This window comes from Longitalea arenae (assembly GCF_016924755.1).
GTDB classification, from domain to species: domain Bacteria; phylum Bacteroidota; class Bacteroidia; order Chitinophagales; family Chitinophagaceae; genus Niastella; species Niastella arenae.
Genome location: NZ_JAFFJX010000015.1, coordinates 108,228 through 128,279 on the forward strand (window position 1 = coordinate 108,228; position 20,052 = coordinate 128,279).

Annotated in this window: 13 protein-coding genes; 5 read left to right on the plus strand and 8 right to left on the minus strand. The window is 46.8% G+C overall.

The window, feature by feature from the left end; genetic code table 11:
* The first annotated feature begins 28 nt into the window (after positions 1-28).
* Together JT717_RS23160 and dusB are read left to right on the plus strand one after the other, a co-directional pair.
* A complete protein-coding gene (locus tag JT717_RS23160) occupies positions 29-2,095 on the plus strand; it encodes a RagB/SusD family nutrient uptake outer membrane protein (protein ID WP_205513412.1) in 2,067 nt (688 codons plus the stop codon).
* A 156-nt stretch (positions 2,096-2,251) separates the two neighbouring features.
* Entirely contained in the window at positions 2,252-3,289 is a 1,038-nt protein-coding gene (gene dusB, locus JT717_RS23165) for a tRNA dihydrouridine synthase DusB (protein ID WP_205513413.1), read from the plus strand.
* Positions 3,290-3,300: 11 nt separating this feature from the next.
* On the opposite strand, the gene JT717_RS23170 is transcribed toward dusB, so the two are convergent.
* Together JT717_RS23170 and JT717_RS23175 are read right to left on the minus strand one after the other, a co-directional pair.
* On the minus strand, positions 3,301-5,691 hold the full coding sequence (locus JT717_RS23170) for a hypothetical protein (protein ID WP_205513414.1): 2,391 nt from the start codon (positions 5,689-5,691) through the stop codon (positions 3,301-3,303).
* Positions 5,692-5,883: 192 nt separating this feature from the next.
* On the minus strand, positions 5,884-8,412 hold the full coding sequence (locus JT717_RS23175; protein ID WP_205513415.1) for a phosphocholine-specific phospholipase C: 2,529 nt from the start codon (positions 8,410-8,412) through the stop codon (positions 5,884-5,886).
* Positions 8,413-8,717: 305 nt separating this feature from the next.
* Between JT717_RS23175 and JT717_RS23180 the strand changes: the two genes are divergently transcribed.
* Together JT717_RS23180 and JT717_RS23185 are read left to right on the plus strand one after the other, a co-directional pair.
* A complete protein-coding gene (locus tag JT717_RS23180; protein ID WP_205513416.1) occupies positions 8,718-10,682 on the plus strand; it encodes a T9SS type B sorting domain-containing protein in 1,965 nt (654 codons plus the stop codon).
* Between the two features lie 92 nt (positions 10,683-10,774).
* Entirely contained in the window at positions 10,775-11,809 is a 1,035-nt protein-coding gene (locus JT717_RS23185) for a PorP/SprF family type IX secretion system membrane protein (RefSeq protein ID WP_205513417.1), read from the plus strand.
* A gap of 67 nt (positions 11,810-11,876) precedes the next feature.
* On the opposite strand, the gene JT717_RS23190 is transcribed toward JT717_RS23185, so the two are convergent.
* The 4 genes from JT717_RS23190 to JT717_RS23205 form a co-directional block, all read right to left on the minus strand.
* Positions 11,877-12,626: a lipocalin family protein gene (locus tag JT717_RS23190; RefSeq protein ID WP_205513418.1), complete on the minus strand. Its 750-nt coding sequence runs from the start codon at positions 12,624-12,626 to the stop codon at positions 11,877-11,879.
* Between the two features lie 307 nt (positions 12,627-12,933).
* On the minus strand, positions 12,934-14,922 hold the full coding sequence (locus tag JT717_RS23195; protein ID WP_240348376.1) for a T9SS type B sorting domain-containing protein: 1,989 nt from the start codon (positions 14,920-14,922) through the stop codon (positions 12,934-12,936).
* A 124-nt stretch (positions 14,923-15,046) separates the two neighbouring features.
* A complete protein-coding gene (locus tag JT717_RS23200; RefSeq protein ID WP_205513420.1) occupies positions 15,047-15,814 on the minus strand; it encodes a helix-turn-helix domain-containing protein in 768 nt (255 codons plus the stop codon).
* Between the two features lie 57 nt (positions 15,815-15,871).
* Entirely contained in the window at positions 15,872-16,495 is a 624-nt protein-coding gene (locus JT717_RS23205; protein WP_205513421.1) for a DUF2306 domain-containing protein, read from the minus strand.
* Between the two features lie 91 nt (positions 16,496-16,586).
* On the opposite strand from JT717_RS23205, the gene JT717_RS23210 reads away from it, so the two are divergent.
* Positions 16,587-17,378, plus strand: a complete 792-nt coding sequence (locus JT717_RS23210; RefSeq protein WP_205513422.1) for a YARHG domain-containing protein — start codon at positions 16,587-16,589, stop codon at positions 17,376-17,378.
* 64 nt (positions 17,379-17,442) lie between these two features.
* Here the strand turns inward: JT717_RS23210 and JT717_RS23215 are convergent, their stop codons facing one another.
* Positions 17,443-19,560, minus strand: a complete 2,118-nt coding sequence (locus tag JT717_RS23215; RefSeq protein WP_205513423.1) for a PAS domain-containing sensor histidine kinase — start codon at positions 19,558-19,560, stop codon at positions 17,443-17,445.
* A 43-nt stretch (positions 19,561-19,603) separates the two neighbouring features.
* Positions 19,604-20,002 (minus strand): response regulator, encoded by a 399-nt coding sequence (locus tag JT717_RS23220; protein ID WP_205513424.1) that lies wholly within the window; start codon positions 20,000-20,002, stop codon positions 19,604-19,606.
* Positions 20,003-20,052 lie beyond the last annotated feature (50 nt).

The following is a 20,052-nucleotide window of genomic DNA, read 5'->3' on the forward strand; positions in this document are numbered from 1 at the left end:
TTGCAGAACGATCAAAAACAGCGTAATTATGAAAGTCAAGAAAATAAACAGACTATTATATAAATCCCTGCTATGTTTGACCATCGCATTTTCCGTTTCCTCCTGTAAATTGGATGAATACAATCCTACCTCCTTAGCGGAAAATGAAGTGCTTCGTAAATTCAATGACTGGAAAGCGTATCAATCCAACTGTTATACCGGGCTTTGGGGATCACTTATAGGTATGCCTTATGGGATCGTTTCAGAAGCTGGTACTGATCTGTGGACTTTCCCTTATGGCAACCACAACCAGTTCCGCGATGTGATCGCATACGAGGAGTTCACCATCAATTCAGGTGTTGTGAGAAACACCTGGGATTTTGCCTGGGGTTCTATCAAGGATTGCAATAAAACAATCCAGCTGGCTGACCAGTTGGTCGATGGCGATGCCAATGAGATCAGGGTATTGGTAGCGGAGGCACAGCTGTTGCGTGCATACTATTATTCAGTGCTCGTGGCGCATTTCGGCGAACTTCCATTGATAACCGTAGATGATCCAATAAAGAATCTAAGTCCAACGCGCAATAGCGTTCCCGAGATCTATAGCCAGATCGTTGCTGACTTACGTTCTGCATTTGATAACCTGCGTACAACACCGCTCGACAATAATTTGCAAAGGGTAACCAAAAAGTCGGCATTGGGATTGTTGGCCCGGGTTTATGCGCAGGGCGCCGGGGAAGGATTGAATGAAGGGGGTAAATCTTATTGGTTACGGGCGAAAGAAGTGGCCGACAGCTTAATTAACAATATGGGCGCTTACAACGCGGTATTGTATGATGATTTTGCCAGGGTCTTCGCATCGGCCAATAACAGGAATAACCTGGAAGCATTATTTACCGCTTATGGACTTAATCCCTATAGCGAATCATACGATTATGCCACCGGTAATACGAAACCGAACCTGTACCTGCATTATTATCCCAAGCTGGATGATGCCTTCGGCACAGGAGATATTTTCAAAAGAAGTGTCAACTCCAATACGTCCAATGCCTACTATGGACGTTTGAACCAGCAGTTCATTGCGCCCACAAAATACCTGATCAATTGCTTCAATGCCAATTATGATAAACGTTGGGAGAATACCTTTGTAACAGCCTTCACCAACTATTCAGGTGTTCAGGCGATCAGCAGTCTGGGCGCCGGGGTTCCCGGCCCTGCCAATGTAACCTACAATGCCGCTACCGTTACCTTAACGGCTGCCATGGCTAACAAGTATGGCCTCGATGCTTCGCATGTAGGAAAAAAGATCTACCCTTACGTGGATGTGAACGCCCGCAATGCTTCGCGGAATGCTACCTGGCAATACATTCCAAAGGTGTGGCAGAAAGGGGCTACGTCAGGCTCCACCGCAGACCTGGTAGAGGTAGCCAATGCCAATGTACATCCATATCCGCTCGCTGAAGATGAGAACCGCTTTTTTGCCTACCTGAGCAAAGAACCGCTCAGCGCAGCAGATAAAAGTAAACGCCAGTATGTAACGGTGAATATTGACGATCTCTTCGATCTGGCGGCCGATCCTACAGGCAGTACGTATAAAAGCGTTACGTCAACGAATGGATTGCCCTTATCCAGCCTTGCCAATCTCTTTCCTGCCATGAGTAAGTTCAATACGAATTTCGATGGCGGATGGCTGGGTGGTAATTTCCAGCAAAAGCTGGGCAATATCATGATCATGCGGATGGCGGAAGTATATTTAATTGCTGCTGAAGCCACGCTTCATGTCAATGCAGGTGATGGAGCGGCAGCTGCTCAATATCTGAATGTATTGCGCAGACGCGCCTGCCGCAATCCGGCCGATTTCAACACCGGTACCGGCATGCAGTTAACCACGGCAACCATGAATGATGTATTTGACGAATATGCCCGTGAATTGTGCGGTGAGTATAACCGCTGGGCGCTGCTCAAGCGTAATAAAGCCTTTGAAAGCCGCCTGCAGACCTACAACAGAACGGCCCATGCGAATTTTGTTCCGTCTAAACATTATAATCGTCCGATCCCATTTGTATTCCTTAACCAGATCAATAACGCCAATGATTTTGGCACTAATGGGTATTAGTTAGCAGATATTTCGTTTAAATGCCCCGGCGCAGCCAGGGGCATTTTTATTTCTGCCCGGCAAAGAGGCTGTTATTTGAGCGGGAAACCATAAAAAATGATAAAATCGGGGACGAATGCATGAAAATGGAAAGTATTGTTGCAATTTTGCACCCCGATGCTGCGGATCGATAACATAGAATTGCCTGACTTTCCTTTATTACTCGCGCCCATGGAAGACGTGAGCGATCCGCCTTTCCGCGTCGTATGCAAAGCGAACGGCGCCGACCTCGTATATACCGAATTCATTTCCAGCGAAGGACTTATCCGCGATGCTTTCCGTTGCCGCAAAAAGCTCGACATCTTTGATGAAGAAAGGCCTACCGGCATTCAACTGTTTGGTGGAGATGAAGAAAAGCTGGCGCAGGCGGCCAGGATCGTAGACCTTACCCAGCCGGAACTGCTGGATATCAATTTTGGCTGCCCCGTAAAAGGGATCGTGGCAAAAGGCGCCGGGGCCGGGGTATTGCGCGATGTTTCGCTGATGGTAAAGCTTACCGAAGCCTGCGTACGCTCAACTACTTTGCCGGTAACGGTGAAAACGCGCCTGGGCTGGGATGATGCCAGCAAGAATATTGAAGAAGTGGCAGAACGTTTACAGGATGTGGGCGTGAAGGCGCTTACCATTCATGGCCGCACCCGTTGCCAGTTGTACAAAGGGGAAGCCGACTGGAGCCTGATCGCTAAAGTAAAAAACAATCCGCGTATACATATTCCTGTTTTTGGCAACGGAGATATTAATAGTCCGCAAAAAGCGCTCGAATACAAGAACCGCTATGGAGTTGATGGCATCATGATCGGGCGGGCTGCGATTGGCTATCCGTGGATCTTCCGCGAAGTGCGGCATTACCTGCAAACCGGTGAGCTGCTGCCTGCACCCACCCTAGCCGAAAGGATCGATGTATGCAAGCAGCAACTCAGCAGGTCAGTACAATGGAAAGGCCCTGTGGCGGGAGTTTATAGCATGCGGAAACAATACTTTCAATACCTGAAGGGTTTACCGGGCATAAAAGATTTCCGGGCGCAACTTGTAACCCTTACCGAACCGGAAGCCATTTGTACCGTGCTTGATGACATTGCCAAACGTTATGAAGGGTACATGATGGAAAGAACACCGATCGAGCTGGTGAACTATCATGAGAATTGCCCGTTATAGTTTTTACGCGTTTAGTTCTCCAGATTAATATCTACCCGGATTGCCTTCAATCCGCTGACACCCTGCAATTCTTCCAGCTCCAGCATTTCCATACCTGGTTTCAGCAGGTTCTTACTTTGCAGGAATAAAATGTATTCCTGGTATTCCTGGGCTTCTTTGGGATTACTGTACACCATTGCGATCTTGCCTGGCTGCGTGAGCCTTTCGTTGGTGCCGCGGATATTTACTTTATCGAGACGTTTTTTCATGATCTCATACCGGATATTATACGAACCTTCCACATCGAAGCGCCGCTCATCTTTACGGAAGCTGATGCTGAGGGGCTGGCTGTGTATCAATATCAGCTGGGTTGTTTGTAATGGAACAGGCAGGCCCGGTATCAATGCATGGGTAATGCGGGCAATATCGGCCATCGTGCTCAATTGCCACAAGCGGATGTTCTTTAAGAACAACATGTTGAACGGGTTATTGGGCGCAATGGACTGGCCGATATATATGGTATATTCAACCCCATCGGTTTTATATTTCTCAAAATAATGGGGGTACGATTGCTGCATGATCTCTTCCTGCTTTTCGAAATTTTGCAGTACCGTGTTGTTGATGGTTGCGACGGAATTTTCGTATTCGTTCCGGTGGCGATATAAATAGCCCTCGAAATCATTCACCAGGTTGAAATAATTGTCGATAAGCTGCTGGGCCTGCGGATGGCTGTTGCGCAGGTGTTCAAGCACGGGCCCCACTTCTTTCTCAAAAAATTCGTTGATGCGTATTTCATCTTCAGCCTGTAGTCCGTTATCAATGGCCTGGCTGAAGGTAAAATTCTTGAACTTCAGGCCTTCCAGCAAAGGCAGGTGCAGGCGGGTTTGCAGTTTATCGAGCGTGTCATCCACCAGCTGGAAGTATGATTTCATGTCTTTTTGAATAGACCGGCTTCGTTCCACCGAAGAGTTCCTGATATCGATGGCTCCATATAACGGGTATACATTATCGAAAACAACATTGCCGGTGATCTCGGTAGCTTCTTCACTGTGTTGCTTATGCATGTATTCCCAGGCTACTTCTGCAAACTTCCATTCCACGGCCGGTTGCAGCGGGGTGAATTTTTCCTTGATGATCTTTTCGATGCGGGTGGTAAAGGTATCGCGGTTCTTCAGCAAGGCCAATGACAACAGGGGCATGGCTTTTTCTACCCGGTTCATTACTTCCTGGTCCAGTTGGTTGGGAATGGGTGATGCCAGTTCCAGTAATCCCAGTAAACCGTCGTTATTCTGAATGGGATAAATGATATAACTTTTAAACCCTGCATCCAGCAGCACTTTCGTAAAGGGCGCCACTTCCACTACTTTTTCGTCGAGGATGGAGAGCGGCATTGGCTCAGGGTGTGCACTGAAAAATTCAACACACATGTTGTAAGTAGCCATACTTTCCGCATCCAATGCTTTCCAGTCTCTTCCGACCAGGCCGTTTTTTGTGCAGGATTCATCAAGCACAAAGCGGTTATTGAGTTGTACAAAAGGGGTAAGCCCTACTTCCACTTCCTTATAACCAACCAGGGCCTGGATATTTTTTTTCAGATCATTGATGATCCTGATATCACAGGATTCCTGGTGTAATAATATTTTTTTAATAGCATCCAGGGTTTCCTGGATGGTGAAGTCTTCTGCGATCCACACACCGAAACCTTCAGCCTCAAAAAGATGAAGCGGCATTTTCTCCAGTTGCCGGTCAAGGTCGAGAATGCGAAGTGAATTCAAACACACTCCACAATCCTGTATCTGCGGCAGTGGTCCTTTGGGCATGATATCGATGAAACGCCGGTCGTACCGCAATTTATAATAACGCTTCATGCCGGTTCTTTTATCTTCAACCGGGTAAACGAGGTGCGGGTCTTCATTGAGTTTTATATGGTAGAATTTCTCCAGGATATGTTCATAGATAAGCGCACACTGCGCCATTTTCAGGTTCTCGGCTGTTACGCCATCTGGTAACAGAAAATGTTCTTCCGTTTCATCGATGAACAGGTTTCTGAATGGAGTAGAGTAATTAAACACGGAAAACTCATATGGAACACTCATGGTGAACATATTTTTTTCCTGTTCGCTTACGACGGGGAAAAGCGTGGTGCCCAGCATATCGAGCAGGTCCTGGTGCTCTTCGAGCACATGTGCATCCGTTACCGGTTCCAGCAAAGCCGGTGCTTCTTCAAATCGTTGGATCAGGTAATTGTAGATCCTGGATCTTGTTTCAGAGCCGCCCTTTACTTTTTCTTTTAAATAATTTACGAATGGCCGGAAGGAGATCTTGCTGTCGATAACAATATCGTTATTCAGTTTGTCGCTTTCTGCCGCCACTATGTTCGCATGGTTCGCAGGTCCTATGGCAGGAGCAATCGTTTCTTGCATATAGCAGTATTTAGAAGTGAGTAAAATTTTATTGGCAGACTATAAAGTTAACAATTAACCAAGGTATTCCGGCCAAAGTATTTTTATTAATGAAACGATGACCACCGTCATAACCCGCCTGAAAAATAAGTGTGCCACAGGTTCGAGCTGTGGCACACTTATACATTCGGCTTGCTGCTATTAATGTTCCTGCTACAATATATTGCCCATTAAAGGATCTGTTTTACTGGGAACACCCGTTTCAACATGGCCGGCATATCTCTTTTCAAATTGTTGATTGCCTTTCAGTTTCACGGATACATCGTACCAGCCAAAATGCTTGCTGGTAACAATGCGTATCGATTTGGTTACTTTCGACGCAGGTACTGAAATGCTTTTTACAGGCGATTGATAGGCGTTGTCGGTGATCTCAAAAACAAGCGGTTGCGAACCGGTATTTGTGAAATTGATATAGATGTTTCCGGTGAGCAGGTCCTGCCGCTTTGCATCTGTTTCGTATACAAATTCTATTTCCGCCTGCGGGTCATGGCTATTGCCGGTAAATTCCCTGAAGAACCCGTTCGGACCATAGACCTGTAAATGATAGAGACCGTTCTCGAAATCGCTTAGCTGCCATTTGTCTTTTATACCCTGGCCCGCTTTCACTGCATAGGACCGGTTATGCAGCTCCTTTTGCTGGTATTTCCCGGGCAGATAAATATGGAAGGGCGAACCAGCCGAACGCTCGCCGAAGATATTGCCCGCTTTGAGGGTGATCTCTACCATCTTCCTGTCGGCAGTCAATGCGCAATCGACGTAGAGCTCATAGGGCAGGGGGCAGGCATTGCGGATGCCTTTCTCCTGCTTTGGCATGTAAGGTGATGTCCCGGGCGCCTTATTGAGCGCTGCAATGTCAGCGGCCGTCAATCGTTTAAAGTTCGATGGCAATTCTTTGAATTGCGCTTTGTGTATGCTTTCAATGAATTCATCTCTTTCCAGGAATTGCGGCAAACTTATCTTTTCGCCATTATACGGCCTGAACACGCTGGTAAGATCACCGCATACCGTGCGCCGCCATTGCGAGATATTGGGCTCTTCTATCTTCTTACCGGTTTTATGGGATAAAAAGGTTTCGAGGAATTGCAGGGAAGAGGTATGGTCAAACACTTCTGAATTCACCCAGCCGCCGCGGCTCCAGGGTGATGCTACCACCATGGGTACACGATATCCGAGCCCGATAGGACTTTGCCGCGCATGCGCGCCTTTGCCGGATTGTTGTTGCTCATTGGCCACGAACTCCAGGCTGGTATCAATACCGGCGGACACAGATCCGGTTGACGGATCCTGCGGATCTGGCGCTACGAATGGTGGCATATGATCATAGTAGCCGTCATTTTCATCGTAGGTCAGAATGAAGATCGTTTTCTTCCATACTTCCGGGTTTTGCGTAAGTATGTCAAGCACCTCACTGATATACCATACGCCGAACCAGGCCGATGTAGGATGGTCTGAAAAATTCTCCGGCGCCACCAGCCATGATACAGTGGGCAGTTTACCATTCTTTACATCTTCCCGGAATGCATGCAGCACATCGCCTTTAGGCGCTTTCATGGGCCGTTCTGTATCGCCGTCTTTATAGGTGATGGTTGTAAGCTGATGATAGTCGGGATCATTCGTATTAGTGCTGAACGCTTTTTCATGCAGGGCTTTTTCCCTGGCCGAAAGGCGCTCGTAATTTTCTTTCGTGTACTTTTTTTGATCGTCCTGCAGTACTTCCAGCTGTTTTTTCAGCCATCCGAGCTTTTTACCGGCTTGTTCGCTGTCGGTTGACCCCGCTGCCGTTTGCATTGCCTGTTCCTGTTTTTTGATCTCCTCTTCCATGGCTGTTATGGCCTTCGGCAGGTTAGCGATATAAGCCGGATGGAATTTCACCTGGTATTGCGTAAAGTATTCCAGCGGATTATCGCCGAAATTACCGAGCCATCCATCTTCTTCACCGGTAAAACCAACCCCAACACTCAGTTCATTCTGGTACACTTTCCACGAGATGCCATTTTCTTCCAGTCTTTCCGGGAAGGTGGTCCAGCTTACCATTGTATCATAATCTGCATCGCCATTCCATACCCTGGCCTGTGCACTGGCTTCGGCTTTTTCGCGAATGGTGCCGCTCCAGAAATACAAACGGTTAGGTGTTGTGCCTGTAAGGGAAGAACAGAAGTTGTGATCACACACGGTGAAGGCATCGGCCATGGCGTAATAAAAGGGAATATCTTCCCGGGTATGATAGCCCAGGGTCAATGGCATGCCCCGGTATTCCTTGCGGCCACTTTGTTTGGCATCGAGCCATTGGTCGTAATGTCCGTTGTTACGGGCATCTACCTGGTCGGTCCAGCCATGGGGGAGGGAGCTCATCCAGGTGGCCTTCGTATTGTGCATATCCAGGCGGAAGGGCGCATAGGTTTCCCCCTCCTTATTGGTTTGCAGCCATACGAGGTTCTTATTCGGTAAACGGATCGCCCGCGGATCATTAAAGCCCCGCACGCCCTGCAAGCTGCCGTAGGCATGATCGAAGGAACGGTTCTCCTGCATCAGAAAAACAATATGTTCTGCATCTTTCCAGGTGGTGCCAGCATCGGGGTCAATGGCCAGCGCTTTGGCGATGGAAGGCGGAAGTACTTGCATCAGCCCGGCGCCGCCGGTGAGCACCGATGCTTTTTTAAGGAATTCTCTGCGGGTATCCATAATTTATTTTAAGGTATTATTACCTGATAAAAGTAATGGATTAAAGCTTTCCGCTTTTTCGATGTATGAAAAATTAAACTGATGTTAATAAAGGATTCAGAAAGCGTATAATTATTGCACAGTATTTGTAAAGTATACGCTGGCAGTCCTTATAAAATATTTATGAAAAACACCATGTAGTTAACCAGGACTACATTTTATAACACTGCTCAACCCTCCAGCCCTTTCCAATTATATCGTATAGAATTCCCCGCCCACCGGCCCTGATAGCCCTGGTATTCCGTCAATTCGTTAACCTGTAACCTATGAAAGGGAATTGTACACTATTCGTATGCTTATTCTTTTTACACCATGTCCTCAATGGTCAATGGTCCACTGCACAAAACCGCAGACAGGAGGCTCCTTTAGCCGGTGAATGTCCCGCCAATATTGATTTTGAAGCTGGCTCCCTCAATAACTGGAAATGCTTTACAGGAAAAACGAGCGTTGAGCGAAATGATAACGCTATTTCCGTTATTCCGTCTGCATCAATTACCGGCAGGCATAGCCTGTATGCCAAAGGTGCTGCTACCGTTACGGATCCCTATGGTCTATTTCCGGTGAACCCGCCCGATGGCAGTGGTTATGCTATGCGGCTGGGTAATAATATTAATGGGGGAGAAGCCGAGCGCATCACCTATGAATTTACCGTTCCGGCCAATGCCAATGATGCTTCATTCACTTACCGGTATGCAGTGGTGTTCCAGGACCCGGGCCATAACCCGAATGAACAACCCAGGTTTATTGCCCGCATGCTTGATGTTGCTACCAACAGCTACCTGCCCTGCGCTTCCAATGAATATATTGCCACGGCTGCACTGCCCGGCTTTAAGACTTCATCTATCGATGGTTCTGTGAAATACAAAGCCTGGTCATCGGTCTTTCTGAACCTGGGGGCTTACGCCGGCAAAAGGCTGCAGTTAGAGTTCACTACGGCTGATTGCACAAGGGGCGGTCACTGGGGGTATGCTTATGTTGATGTAGGTGATTGTAATGTCACAGCTTCCGCGCGATATGAATGTAATCCGAATATTGCCAGTTTCACGGGACCGCCCGGCTTTCAGCAATACAAATGGTATGATAATAATTTCAGCACCCTCTTGGGCACCGGGGAAACGCTGGTGCTCAATCCGGCGCCAAAGATCAATAATGTGAATGTAGTCGTAATACCCTTTAATGGCTTTGGGTGCAGCGATACCCTGCAGGCTTCCATTTATCCCATTCTGCCCCTGGCGAATGCGGGACCCGATACGCTTATCTGTCCCGGCAAGGCGGTACAACTGGGAACGGCGGCTGCTAACGGGTTCACCTACGCGTGGTCACCTGCGCTTCGTTTATCCGATCCGCTGATTGCACAACCAGTGGGTACGCCATTGGCGCCCATGACCTACGAACTTACCGTTACCAGTATCGAAAGCGGTTGTATCGATAAAGACACGCTGAACATAACTGTTTTTCAGCCGATCGCTATTGAGGTTTCACCCGATCAAACCATTTGTGAAGGGCAGGCTGTGCACTTACAGGCGGCAGGTTCGGCCATGGAATACCTTTGGTCACCGGCACAGGGTTTAAGCCGCGCCAATATTGCCAACCCGGTAGCCATACCAGCACAAACAACGACTTACCAGGTGGTGGGTTTTGATGGCCACCAGTGTTTTACCGATACCGCATTCATTAAAGTGCAGGTGAATCCAAAACCCAGCGTAGATGTAGGGCCTGATATTGTGCAGGCTACCGGCACCACGTATACGTTTTCGCCGGTGACCCGGTTTGGTGCCATCGTGTCGTGGAACTGGTCGCCCGCCCAGGACCTCAGTTGCACCAACTGTTCAACACCCGTTGCTGCTGTTAGGAAGAATATGACCTATTATGCAACGGTCACCAATGAGTTTGGTTGTATGGCTACGGATTCCATGCACATTAAAACATTTTGTTTGAATACCCAGGTGTTTATCCCCAATGCCTTTTCGCCTGATGGAGATGGCGTGAATGACATACTGATGGTGCGGGGTAAAGGCATTGCACAGGTGCGGTCGTTCCGCATCTTTTCCCGCTGGGGCGAACTGGTTTTTGAAAGGACCAATTTTCTGCCCAATGATCCGGCATTTGGCTGGGACGGAAGGGTAAAGGGAAAAGCGGGCGCGCCGGAAGTATACGTGTACACGGCAGAGGTGGTTTGTGAAAATGACCTTATCAATACCTACAAGGGCAATGTGACCGTATTGAAATAAAACGCCGCATTCGCCAAAAGGGCACAGGCACGAAACGCAGGAACTGTTTGCTAATTGTGAAAACTTCTCCTGAACAATGAACTGAAACTATTATGAACTCATCTTTACGCTCTGGTTTATTGTTGTGTTGTCTTTTTTCCGCCTGCGTGGCGCAGGGGCAGGATCTCCATTTTTCACAATTCTATGAGTTCCCTTTATTGCGAAATCCGGCACTGGCAGGGATCTTTCCGGGTAATTTCCGCCTGACCGGCGCTTACCGCAATCAATGGCAAAGTGTTACTGTGCCTTACCGCACCATGGCCATAAGCGGTGAATGTAAATTATTACGGGGTTTTGCTACAGGTGATTTTATTACGGCAGCTGTGCAGGCTACCAATGATGTGGCCGGTGATTCAAAGCTGCAGCGCACGCAGGTGCTGCCGGTGATCAATTATCACAAGCTCCTGAATGAAGATAAAACCAGTTTTATTTCACTGGCTTTTATGGGTGGCCCTGTCAATCAACATTTCGATGTTTCAAAACTGCAGTTCGATGACCAGTATGTGAACGGGGCATACAGTGTTTCCAATGCCACCCGGCAACAATTTGGTTCAACCGGTTTCATGTACTGGGATGTTTCTGCAGGCCTGAGTTTTAAAACAAGCCTTGGGAATAATGCCAATATGTATGTAGGCGGCACTGTTTTCCATATAGCCGAACCGCAGGTAGCTTTCAGCAAAGAATACGATGTGCGGCTGAACAGGAAATATGGCATGAATGCCGGGTTCTCGGCCTGGATCAACGATATGGATAAGATCGTGCTATATGCCGATTGTTTTGTGCAGGGAGGTAACCGCCTGATCCAGGGCGGCGGTTTATTTACGCATTGTTTTGATGAGAAAGGCGATGAAGCGGCTCTCTCGATTGCAGCAGGAGGCACTTTCCGCTGGAAAGATGCATTTGTTCCCATTCTTAAATTATATACCCATCAATTGGGGATCGGGTTTAGTTATGACATCAATATCAGTAAGCTGACGACTGCTTCCCGGTTCAGGGGCGGTTTTGAATTGTCTTTATCTTATACCGGATTATGGAAAAGCCTGGCGGAGCGCCTTGAAAAAGTGGAATGTCCCATCAGAATATGGTAACTAATTAAAAATCCCGTCCAGGTATAACCGGAACTGGATCTTTAATGATTTGGCGCTGTATTCAGGCTTATAATAATTTGGTTGAGAATTTCCACAGTTCTTCGGTATAACCACTGATCAGCACCAGCTGCGTGGGGCTGATGGATTTAATATTCCAGATGCGTTGCTGGCTATCAATGGTCACAATGATGGATTTATTATCGGGGCCGAACACCCATTTGCCACTTTCTGTAACTTTTAAAGACTGCGCTTCATATTCCCCGTTCTGCTTAAAATGCGCATAAGCGCCCTTGATCAGTTTGCTGGCCATTTTTACCTGGGCTTCTGATCGGCCTGGCACTTCCCGGCGCTGTAAAAACCATTTTTTGCTGATCTGGCTTTTGGTAGCAGCCACTGTTTTTATTTCGGGAAGAGGTTGTTCTATATTGTCAGATTCAGTAATGTTAGTGCGGGTCATGATAAAAGCGCCTTCGCCAATGGAAAGGATCAGCTTGTCATCATTCAATGCCAGGATCTTTGACTCATTCGAATGGCCTTTGTAGGACGTTAACCGTACTTTGCTGGTGGACTCATTCATGCTCCATACACCCTCATCGGGGTTATTCATCACCAACGCCTTGTAATGATTGTTGGCTTTGAAATAGAAGGTCATTCCGCTAAAATATTCTTTGGCTATTTTTAAAGTGTTTGTATCGTAGATCTGTTTATTATAGATGTCGTAATATTTCCATTTACCAACCAGCGAGTCAGTCTTCTGGGCTTGTACGGACAGTGATAAACCAATGGGAAATAGGAATAGGAATCTAAGTTTTGTCATCGTTTTTGGTTTGTACGGTTCCTGGCGCTAATCTATCATAGGATACATAGGATAACGCTCAACAGGGCCGGGTAATTGCACTTTTAGGATAAATTTTGCCAATGAAGATAGTAACTTTGGGGCATCAGTGCAAGAACCTGCAACAACCTTTTGTTTTCACGCGATAAGATCGCATTGCCATTTGACTTTCTTCCTGGAAATAGTCCCGTAAATAATTTTTTTCAGGAGCAACACAATAAATTGCAAGTCGTTTTTTGCACGGGACCCGCGCTGTTTTCCCTGGCGGGGAAAATGTGAATATCTGCTGCTACCGGAGAAGCACCGTAGTTCCCCGTTTGGTTATCTTCTCGCCGGTATCCATCAATGTATACTGAAGCATCCACACAAATACGCCGGTTGATTGCATCGCTCCGTTGATCCGGCCATCCCATTTTTTCGTCCAATTATTGGTGCTGAATACTAACTGCCCATAGCGGTTATAGACATTGAATTTCAGATCTGTGGCTTTCCAGGCGTTCAGCGGGTACAGGTAGTCGTTCTTTCCATCGCCATTTGGGGTAAATGCATTGGGCACATCGATGATACAGCTGTTCACCACTTTCATTTGGTAAACGGCCGTATCAAAACAATGGATATTGTTCTCAACGATCAGCCGGATATTATAAATTCTGGATCCTATGGCAACGGGCGGATAGGATTCAGGCAGCGGATTTTGCAGGCTGCTGCCATTGCCATTACCGAAATCCCAGTTCCAGGAAATGATCTTGCCGATACTGCTATCGGTAAAGACGGCTTTGTCCCGCGGGCACAATATTTCCGGGTACAGAAAATGGGCTTCCATGTAATTATCGAGTAGTACGGTAGAAGCCACCGTGTCTTTACATACACCATTCGATACGACGAGGGTGATCTGTTTGGGCCCAAACCTGTTGAAGATGTGTTGGGGATTCTGCAAAGTACTGCTGCCTTCATTATTAAAATTCCAGTTCCATTGGTTTACTCCATTGTTGGCGTGGTGCCGGAAATTCACGGTGTCTTCTTTACAGCCATATAACAGTTCGTGGGTAAAATCGGCGTTTACGGTGTCGACGGTAGCAAAAGGAACAGCAGCACCGGCAGGCGTTTGTTGTCCGCATTCATCAATGATGGTATTGCCATCATCACCGCGCCGTAAATGCACCTGGTAATTACCTGCAGTTTGGATAGGAGCAGATAATTGTACAAAAATAGAGGTGGTGACCCCATTTACGCAATGGCCGGAAGCGCCGGTAACCGTAACGGGCGTTGAACCGGTAACGGTAAAATCACTGCCATTGGCAGCGATGGAACTACAGTTGATGGGCCTGCGAAAAACAAGCTCCAGCTTGTCGGGGGCGCAGGCTACCGGTTTCATGTCGTTCATAGGCGTGGGTTGCACCGGATCAACAATCACGGCGATATTATCGCCTACCGGTACGCTATTGTCGCAATTGTCAAGCAGGGTATTGTTATCGGTGCCATTTTTTACGCTGATGGTATAATTACCAGGTGGCAATGCATTGCTCATGGTGAGCACTACAGTGTCCATATCAAAACTATTGCTGCAGCCAAGGCCCCGGGCCGAAACGATGGTTGCCGCGGCCGGTGACAAGATAAAATCGCTGGCATTGGTGGCGAGGCTGCTGCACTTGATCTTTTTATTCATGATGACGGTTACTGTAACGCCGCCGCAACCTGCGATGCTTTTGGCGATCTTCGGCATCTGCGGGTCGGTGATCACTGCGGTACCCCCGCCAAATGAAAGTTTATAACCGAACTGGTTATCGGAAAAATGGCTGACCAGTAACAGGTAGGTATGTCCTTCCAGGATAGTAGGCATGGTGCTGAAGGAGTTCAGGTTATCTCTGGGATCAGAGGCGCATTGGATGAAGCTCACGCCTGCGTTGGATGCGCCGGTTACACCAAAGGTACCAGCCCAGTTGCCGGTAACGATGAGCGAGGAATTGGTAAATACATCATTGGGATTACGGCCGGTAATGTCGTATAACATCCAGTCGTAATCGTCGTCGCGGTTATTGGGAGTGACCAGGAAACCCAGGGTGCCGGTCTTATAACAGGTAAATTTATACCAGAAAGGATTTTTGTCGGCATAAGCCGCGCCATCGCCGGTACAACCGGGAACGGTAAGCGTATGGGAAGAACAAATGGGTACATTCGATTGCGCGAACGTATCCAGGGCGCAGACTGGAAAGGCAGTAGATGGCGTTTGGCCCAGGGTTGTACAGTTCTGAGCCAATAGGCGGCTACATAGCATCATCAGTATTAGCAGCCCGGAAAATCTCATATGCATAGGTCATTTGACTCGAAAAAAGCCGGTAACGTTGCAAAAGCTTGAAATATTGGCGACTGGCGGTTAATGAATTACAATTATCAACGCCAGATCACCATAATGGGGGTGTTTTAAAAAAATCATGTGGCGTCTGCCCGGTAAAGGCCCTGAAGTCCTTGATAAAATGCGCCTGGTCGTAATAACCTGCTGAATAGGCTGCATCTGTAAGGTTAACGCGGGATGAATAATTTTCGATCAGGTTTTTTAACCGGATGATAGCGGCAAAATGTTTGGGCGAGGTGCCGGTGATCTTCCGGAATCTTTTTTCAAAAGGATCGCGGCTGATGGGCAGTGCTGAAAGAATTTCTTTTATTTTAATATTTCCTTTCGCTTCTTTGATCTGGTGGATGGCTTCGTTCACCAGCAGGTCAAATGATGTTTTTTTTAATTCAGACAACAGGAACTGTTCTACCATGCTTATGCGTTGCTGGTTATTATCAGCTGCCGCCAGCTGTTCTTCCAGGGCATTCACTTTTGAACGGTGAATAAGATTGTCCAGCGAGGTGCTGATACTGCCCAGTTCATGCAGGGGTTCCTTGAAAAAAGCAGCGGCCCCGCCTTCCTTGAATATCACCAGCAGGTTGGCGGAATTTTGTGCATAGTCTACCAGGCGGCTCGACTCCCGGATGCCGCTGATCACCGAGACGGGGAAATCGTGCACAATGCCATTATCGGAATAAGAGACCTGTCCCCGCAGCCTGAAGGCAATTACAATGGAGGTATCGGGTAAGATCCGGTTCACCATCCCCTGCTCATATTCAATGAACAGGAAATGTTTGATATATGGTTGCAGCAGTGGAGAGGGAAGATACAATTCCATACTTTCCGGATTTGGGGTATAAATTTACGAACCTTCTATACTAAAAATGGCAGGCTGTTACATCTTATTGCCGTTCTTTCTGATCAGCCATTCAACAATAAGCAGGTTGGGTATAAACCCCAGCCACGCAACGATCATATATGCGTTCAGCGGGCGGAGATGGAACAGTGCAATGAGCAACCACTTCCATGCCCGCAAGGTTAAAGCAGACAATGTTAATGCATAACTGCGCATCATCCATTCTTTATGGGCATCGAACTGCCGTGCCATTGCTGTTTGCCATCCTTTGGCAGTTGTTACGATCCACAAAATAGACAGCACCGTAAAGGCCAACCGCGAAGAGATGCCTCCGTTGGCCAGTAAAGCCATAATAAAGGCAGCTGGGCCTGTTATAAATAGAATATCAATGATGTATATTTTACCGACGAACCGGTGAACCTGCTTATAGTTCGATAGAAGGTAGCCTGAGAACTGAGTAAATCCGGCGATCAATACGAACATCGAGGTAAAGACGTGCACAAAAAAAGCGATACGCCAGGGCATAATGTCAATGAACTCCTGCTTGATCTGTAAAAAACCGGCGTTTGTACGAATAGGTATGTATTGCAGGGTTATTTCGAGCATAAGCGCCGAAAAAAAAGCCAGTACCAACAACAAAAGGTAGTTGCCATAAACACGCATGGCAATAAAAATAACAAATAGCGGTTTGTTTGTCAACCCATTTTAAGGAAAGAGGGAAAATGACTATTTTGTTTTTTAAAATCAAAATCGAATGACCCCTTCAAAACTGATATTTGTAGCCCTGATCCTTTGTGGCAGCTTAGCCGCCTGTAAAGAAAAGCCTGCTGAAAAGCCAGATACGACGAAATCCGACGATGTGCAAATACTTTCTCAACATGTTACTTCTATCACCGGCAGCTGGACTGGCCTGTTTGAACCCGACCACCAAACATTTTTACTTGATAAAACAGGGGATTCTGTGCCGGTTTCAGCAAATAAGATAACCCTGTTCATTACAAACCTTTCGCGTGGTAAGATCAGCGGTTATAGTGTATGTGCGGGAAATGAACGCCCTTTCTCGGGCATGTATGAAGAAGAGGAGGGAGGCGATAAATTGAAAGTGAGCATGCAGGAACCAGGTGATAATAAGTATGATGGCGTATTTGATCTGGTGATTTCGAAAAGAGAACGTACGCTTACTGGTAAATGGACACCCTTTAACAAGACCCTCGTTGGCCGCCATTACACCCTGAGAAGGAAGAATTTTACATATAATGCAACATCAGGCATGCACCCCGAAGCTTCCATGCGGTTGTTGACGGCAGATGATGTAAATAATGCGTATAAAGAGGAGCTGCGGTATATGCGAAACGAAATATATGCCCGCCATGGGTATTCATTTAAATTACGTGAAACCCGCGAAATGTTTGAAGATCAGGCTTGGTATATGCCTGTATCAAACGATGTGCGCACCAAATTATCCGCCATTGAGGTAAAGAACGAAAAGTTGATCAAGAGCTTTGAAAAATACGCCGAAGAGTCTTACGACGATTATGGACGTTAGACATTGCTTACCCATTACCGCTTATCTGCCGGTAATGGGTTCTCTTTTTTAGCTCTACTCCTCGTCACAACGGTATCGTCACCTGCAGGCGGCACCCCTGGCCGGGCGATGATTGCAAATCCACTTTGCCATTGTACAGCAGGGTTCTGTCGTAAATGTTGCGCAAACCGATGCCCTTGGTTTTCTTCAGCGGATCAAAACCTACCCCATCATCTTCCACCTCGAGCGAAACACCGAACCCGCAATAGTTAAGCCGGATGGTTACATGCGCCGCTTTGCTGTATTGAATGATATTTTTCAACTGCTCCTGAACAATGCGGTAAAGCGCTATTTTTTTGCCTTCGGAAATGTCTTCTATATGCTGTTTGTCGTACAGGAACCGGATGCGGAACCTGCAGGTCATTTTCAGATCTTTTACCAGCTCATGAATGCTGTCGGCCAACGTTTTCTCTTTCAGTTTGGGCAGCACCATCTCCCGGGAGATGGTCTGGATATCGCTAATAGCCATATCGAGCGACTCTAAAACTTTTTTAGCAATCAACTTGTTCTCTGCTTCGGCTGGTTTTAACAGGCCCATGTACAGTTTGGCTACCAGTAACAGTTGGTTGATATTGTCGTGCAGCTCCTGGCCAATGCGGGTACGTTCCTTTTCCTGCGTATCGATAATGCTTTTGGCAATTTCTTTCTGGTGTTTGACCTTTTCCTGCAGGAGTTGGTTTTCCAGCTCTTTTATTTCTGTAAGATCGAGCAGGGAGCCGATCAGTTTTACCGGTTTATCATTTTCAAACACCACGATGCCACGGTCGCGCACCGTTCTGTAAGAACCATCGGTGTATTTAAACCGGTATTCCCACTGCCATTTGGGCAATTTATTATGCAATAGTTTATTTACATCGAATTCAACGCGGTTCTTGTCATCGGGGTGAATGCGGCTATACCACCAGGTATGGCTGACGGGCTCTTTTTCATTGGAGCCAATGAGCTCAAGCAATGGTTTACTGCGGAACACCTGGTTGGTTTGCAGGTCCCATTCCCAAATGGCATCTGAAGTTACCTGCGTTAACCGGATCAGCCTTTCATTGGCACGCGCAATTTCTTCATGCACATTATAGCCGAAGGTGATATCCATGGCCTCACCGCCAAGCAGCTGCTTATTCGCAGGATGCGGCACGGGAAAAATGTTTACCAGGAAGTAACTGGTAGTGCCGTCGGCCAGCGGATGTTTATAGATCTTTTTATGGGGCGTACCGGTAGCCAGTACACTGCGATGTTCTTTTTCGAAGATGTCGCGGAAGTAGGGAGGTATTACGTCAACCGCTTTTTTATTGAGGTCTTTTTCGCTCATGCCCAGGTGGCGAAGAAAAGAAGGGTTGGCAAAGACAAGGCGCTCCTGGTCGTCGATCAGCCAGGTCATGGCCGATGTTATGTTCTGAAATTCTTTCTGGAACAAATCCTTTTCAGATTGTTCATTTTGCGTTTGCCAGGGAAGTTCATCAATAACAGTAACAAAAGAAAAGGGTACGGAACCAATGTCATCAAAGAGTGGATAGCATGTAAAATGTAACCATTTACTGGCCGGGCCGCCTGTATTCAGTTCAATTACCTGTTCATGTGCCTTGCCCGCCAGCAAAGTCTTCATAAACGGATCGTCTTTAGAAGATACCGGATCAGCGAATATTTTTAAGGATGTACAGAAGTCTGTCAACTGCGCCTTGTTCAGCAACTTCTCGGTGTTCGTATTCAACAGGGTGGCGGCTTTGTCGTTTGCATCAATTACAAAACCCTGGCTATCTAAAACCATTATGCCCCGGGTAAGTATATCGCTTGGTTTTTCAATATTCTTATGTCCAATGCAAATAAACACTCCGGTCTTATTGCCGGTGGTCCTCAACCGGGCTATATGCCAGGCCGCTTTATGTATTGAACTATTTAAAAGGTTCATTTTTAAATAGTACGGATTGGCCACAAAGCCGGCATTTCGCAGCGCATTTTTTAATTGCTGCGTGCCCAGGGGCGAGATATAATTAAAGAAAAGGTTTCTGGAGGCAATGCTGTTCTCAATATGAATGCAGGTGGTCAGTTCTTCATTGGCATATTGAATGACGCCTTCCTCATTGATCAGGGCAAAATAATAATTCTCATAGGTTTGTGCAATCGTTGTTGGTTTGGCTTCTTCACACATACGGGCGACGGGTTTAATTTTTCACCTGATAACCATTGAAAGGTTATTCAGCTGGTTCTGATTGTTGAATGTCATTGCAAATCATCGTTGTTCTGCTTTCCATTTCCTCAAAATCAAGTGATTTATCAAAAAAGCAATCAGCGCCGGTTGACAAACAGTATTCTTTATAATGTTCATCGGCATGATTGCTGATCATCCAAACTTTAGTACCAGGATAGCGGCTCTTGATCAATTTCAATAATTCAATACCGCTTTTGCCAGGCATACTGATATCGAGCAATGTCAAATCAATTTTTGTATGCAGAAGCCAGTCAACAGCTTCTTCAAAGTTGCAGGCTTGTAGAACAGGATGAAGGTTTCGATCGTTGAGTAAGCGTATGACCCGTTGTCTGAATTGGGCAGAATCGTCAACAACTAGCACGGTGAATCTTCTACCAACCATGTACTATGCTTTACTTCAAAATTAACATATGAAGATGCCTTTAATAAATA